The sequence below is a fragment of the Rhizobacter sp. P1_G5 genome (assembly GCF_056405435.1).
Window position 1 is genome coordinate 1 of sequence record NZ_JBFUCB010000513.1, and the last position, 4,434, is coordinate 4,434.

Below are 4,434 nucleotides of genomic sequence, written 5' to 3' on the forward strand. Positions count from 1 at the left end.
GCCCAGCCCCTCACCCGCCGCGACGCGACGCGCCGCACCGCGACAAGCTCAAGACGCCTTCAGCAACAGCCCATCCACACCGTACAGCCGAGCCAGCTCAGCCAGCTTCACCGGTGCATTGCGCACGGCAAATCCCTTGCCAAACGCCGTCGCCAGCCGCTGGCACTCCAGCAGCACCGCGAGCGCCGCCGAATCGAACTGCGCCAGGCCCGAGGCATCCACCGTCACGGTGGGCTCGGACTGCGTCTTCACTTCCTGCTGCAAGGCCTGCGACAGCATGCGCTGCGTGTCGCGGGCCTCGCGCGTGGTCACCGTGGCGGGCAGCAGCAGCATGCGGACCTCAGCTCTTGCCGCCGGCAGCCGACTTGTTGCGCTCGATCAGCTTGGCGATCAGGCCGTCGATGCCGCCGGCACCGATCTCCTGCGCGAAGCTGTTGCGGTAGTTCTCGACCAGCCAGACACCAAGCACGTTGACGTCGTAGATCTTCCAGCCGTCTGCTGCCTTCTCAAGGCGGTAGTCGAGCTGGATCGGGTCGCCCTTGCCGCGGATCTCGGTGCGCACGATCACCTCGGTGTCTTCGGGCGACGAACGCATCGGCTTCAGCTGCACGGTCTGGTCGCGCACCTGCGCGAGCGCACCGGAATACGTGCGCACCAGCAGCGTCTTGAACTCGTCCTGCAGCTTCTTCTGCTGCTCGGGCGTGGCCTGGCGCCAGTAGCGGCCGACCGCCGAGGCCGTCATGCGCTGGAAGTTGACGTGCGGCATCACCTTGGCCTCGACCAGCGCCGACACCTTCTGTACGTCACCGGCCTGGATCGACTTGTCGGCCTTGGCCGCATCGAGCACCTCGGAGGACACCTGCTTCACGAGCTGGTCGGGCGCCTGCTGCGCGAACGCAGCGGCACTGGCCACGGCGATCGTGGCGGCGGAGATCCATCTGACGAATTGTGGGATGAGCATCTGTGGTTCCTTTCTGGGAAGAGCCTCGCAGCTTGGAGCGGGCACGGTATCTGGAGTTCGCTGCGTCTGCGCTGCGGCCCGGCACATGACCTCAACGGCCGCAGGTCTCTGCCGGTTGGCCGCCGGATCGTTTCCGGCAGGTGAAGTTCATGGTTTCGGCGCCGACGCGGGCGCTGCCGCCGGGGCCGGTGCCGCGGCAGGGGCCGACGCCGGTGCCTCGTCCTGGTCGTAGCGTTCGTCCTTCGACTCCGGCACCTCGCCGTCGTAGACGAGGCTGCGCCGGCGCTGCAGGTAGGCATCGCGGATGAAGGTGTACTTGTCGAGCGCGATGTCGTCGAGCATGCCGGTTGCGCCGAGCAGCGCGGCGCGCTCGTTGACGAAGCCGACACCGACCACCGCATAGCGCGCCAGGCTGTCGTTGAAGGCCAGCGCCGGCGACACCGAGCGGTCGACCGGCAGCGCGAACGAATCCCGCAGCGTCGACGGCCCGAAGAACGGCCACACCACGTACGGCCCTGAACCCATGCCCCACCGCCCCAGTGTCTGCCCGAGGTCTTCGTTGTGCCGGTCCAGGCCCATCTCGGTGGCGACATCGAAGAAGCCGCCAAGGCCGAAGATCGTGTTGGTGGTCACGCGCATCACGTCCTGCATGCCGTCGTTGACCTTGCCCTGCAGCACGTTGTTGAACGCCGACCACAGGTCCGACACGTTGCCGAAGATGTTGCTGATGCCGCGGCGCGTCGGTTGCGGCACGACATCGCGGTAGGTGGTGGCGACCGGCTTCAGCACCGCGGTGTCGAGCGCGTCGTTGAAGTTGTAGACCTTGCGGTTCCAGCTCTCCCACGGGTCGACGCGCTGCACCGGCCTGCCGTCGGGCCCGGGCGCGGTCGTCGCGCAGCCGGTGAGCAGCGCGAGCCACGCCAGCGCGAGGCCGGCAAAAGCCAGGCGCAGGGCCGGGCGCAGGTTCACTTCTTYGCTCCGCTGGCGGGTGCCGCCGCAGCCGCAGGGGCGCCGGAATCGGCCGCCTTGCTGTACAGGAACTGGCTGATCAGGTTCTCGAGCACCACCGCCGACTGGGTCTGGCTGATCACGTCGCCGGCCGCCAGGTTCTTCTCCTCGGCACCCGCCTCCAGCCCGATGTACTGCTCGCCGAGCAGGCCGGACGTGAGGATCTTCGCCGAGCTGTCCTTCGGGAACGCGAACTTCTTCTGCAGCTGCAGCACGACGCGCGCCTGGTAGCTCTTGTCGTCGAAGCCGATCGACTCGACGCGGCCGACCACCACGCCGGCGCTCTTGACGGCCGCGCGCGGCTTCAGTCCGCCGATGTTGTCGAACTTGGTGATCACCTGGTAGGTCTCGTCGAAGTTCAGGCTCAGCAGGTTGCCGGCCTTCAACGCGAGGAACAACACCGCTGCCGCGCCGATCAGCACGAACAGGCCCACCCACACATCGTGACGAGATTTCTGCATCGTCGCCTCTTTCTTCAAATCGAGAACATCATGGCCGTGAGCACGAAATCGAGCCCCAGCGTTGCAAGCGAAGCCATCACGACGGTGCGCGTGGTGGCGGCGGACACGCCTTCAGGCGTCGGCTTGCAGTTGTAGCCCTGCAGCAGCGCGATGAAGGTGACGGTGAAACCGAAGACGAGGCTCTTGATCACGCCGTTGCCGACATCGGCCCAGACGTCGACGCCGCCCTGCATCTGCGACCAGAACGAGCCGGCGTCGATGCCGATCAGCGGCACCGCGACCAGCCAGCCGCCGATGATGCCGACCGCGCTGAACACCGCCGCCAGGAATGGCATCGCGATCACGCCGCCCCAGAAGCGCGGCGCCAGCACGCGCTTGACCGGATCGACCGCCATCATCTCCATCGCGGCGAGCTGCTCGCCGGCCTTCATCAGGCCGATCTCGGCCGTCAGCGAGGTGCCGGCACGGCCGGCGAACAGCAGCGCGGTGACGACCGGGCCGAGTTCGCGCACCAGCGACAGCGCCACCAGCAGGCCCACCGCCTCGGCCGAGCCGTAGCGCTGCAGCGTGTAGTAGCCCTGCAGCGCGAGCACGAAGCCGACGAACAGGCCCGACACCGTGATGATCGACAGCGAGTGGTTGCCGAGGAAGAACACCTGGTCGCTGACGAGGCGCGGGCGGCCGAAGCTCGCGCTGCCGAGGCCGGCCAGCCGGAAGAACAGGCGCGCCGCATCGCCGATGCCGGCGAGCTTGCTGCGCACCGAGAAGCCGATGTCGGCGGGGTTGTACCAGCTCATCGGGCTGCTCCTGCGCCGGAACCTGCGCCGAAATCTTCCTCGACCGACACGGCCGGGTAGTGGAAGCGCACCGGCCCGTCGGTCTGCGCGTTGACGAACTGCTGCACCAGCGGGTCGTCGCTCGCACGCATCTCGGCCGGCGAGCCCTGCGCCGCGATCTTGCCGTTGGCGACGAAGACGATGTGGTCGGCGATCAGGAAGGTCTCGGCCACGTCGTGCGACACGACGATGCTGGTGACGCCCAGCGCGTGGTTCAGGTCCTTGATCAGCGTCGCGGCGACGCTCATCGAGATCGGGTCGAGCCCGGCGAAGGGTTCGTCGTACATGATCAGGTCGGGGTCGAGCGCGATGGCCCGCGCCAGCGCGACACGGCGGGCCATGCCGCCCGACACCTGCGACGGCAGCAGGTCGCGCGCACCGCGCAGGCCGACCGCGTTGAGCTTCATCAGCACCAGGTCGCGGATCATCGCCTCGCCGAGGTTGGTGTGCTCGCGCAACGGGAACGCGACGTTGTCGAACACCGACAGGTCGGTGAACAACGCGCCGAACTGGAACAGCATGCCCATGCGCCGGCGCATCGCGTGCAGGCCCTGCGCATCGAGGGTGGCGATGTCGACACCGTCGAACAGCACCTGGCCCTTCATCGGCTGCAGTTGGCGCCCGATCAGGCGCAGCACCGTGGTCTTGCCGCCACCCGAGGTGCCCATCAGCGCGAGCACCTTGCCGCGCGGCACGCTGAGGTTGACGTTCTCGAGGATCACCCGGTCGCCGTAGCCACAGGTGACGTCGCGCAGTTCGATCAGGGTGCCGCCGGGGTTCGCAGGGGGAGACAAGGGGATGGTGGACATGCGCTGGTCGTAGGATCAGGCCGCGTGAGCGATGCCCGTGGAAGCGGATGATAGATGATCCTCGCGCCGGCCCACCGGCGACGAACCGTATCCGAATGCGTCGTCAATTGGACGGAACCCTCAGGAATCGCAATTCGTACCGGACGATGGCATCCACGGGCTCCCCGTCGCGCACGGCCGGCAGCATGGTGGTCGTTTCGAGGCCGAGCAGCAGGGCCGTGGTCGCTTCCAGCGGCGCGTTCGACTCGACGATGCGCCAGTGCCGGATCAGCCCCTGGGCCGACACCTCCAGCTCGACCGTGGCCACGGTATCGGCCTCTGCCCCGGGATCGATGGCCTGGAACACCACGTTCCAGCCC

Annotated in this window: 7 protein-coding genes; all 7 read right to left on the reverse strand. The window is 67.8% G+C overall.

The features are described from left to right. Positions 1-48: 48 nt before the first annotated feature. Positions 49-333, reverse strand: coding sequence for an STAS domain-containing protein (locus AC1D12_RS25780; RefSeq protein ID WP_047500299.1), 285 nt, complete (start codon positions 331-333; stop codon positions 49-51). A 7-nt stretch (positions 334-340) separates the two neighbouring features. Further along, positions 341-961, reverse strand: coding sequence for an MlaC/ttg2D family ABC transporter substrate-binding protein (locus AC1D12_RS25785; protein ID WP_465110971.1), 621 nt, complete (start codon positions 959-961; stop codon positions 341-343). A 147-nt stretch (positions 962-1,108) separates the two neighbouring features. After that, positions 1,109-1,930 (reverse strand): MlaA family lipoprotein, encoded by an 822-nt coding sequence (locus AC1D12_RS25790; RefSeq protein WP_477828759.1) that lies wholly within the window; start codon positions 1,928-1,930, stop codon positions 1,109-1,111. Then, the gene (gene mlaD, locus AC1D12_RS25795) at positions 1,927-2,430 is read right to left on the reverse strand and encodes an outer membrane lipid asymmetry maintenance protein MlaD (protein WP_047501040.1); all 504 of its coding nucleotides are present in this window, start codon (positions 2,428-2,430) and stop codon (positions 1,927-1,929) included. Before mlaD ends, AC1D12_RS25790 begins: the two co-directional genes overlap by 4 nt. Positions 2,431-2,444: 14 nt before the next feature. Further along, on the reverse strand, positions 2,445-3,227 hold the full coding sequence (gene mlaE / locus AC1D12_RS25800; RefSeq protein ID WP_047500292.1) for a lipid asymmetry maintenance ABC transporter permease subunit MlaE: 783 nt from the start codon (positions 3,225-3,227) through the stop codon (positions 2,445-2,447). Further along, entirely contained in the window at positions 3,224-4,075 is an 852-nt protein-coding gene (locus AC1D12_RS25805) for an ABC transporter ATP-binding protein (protein WP_477843777.1), read from the reverse strand. Before AC1D12_RS25805 ends, mlaE begins: the two co-directional genes overlap by 4 nt. Positions 4,076-4,178: 103 nt before the next feature. Continuing rightward, a partial coding sequence (locus AC1D12_RS25810; protein ID WP_477843779.1) for a hypothetical protein occupies positions 4,179-4,434 on the reverse strand: 256 nt, incomplete at its 5' end.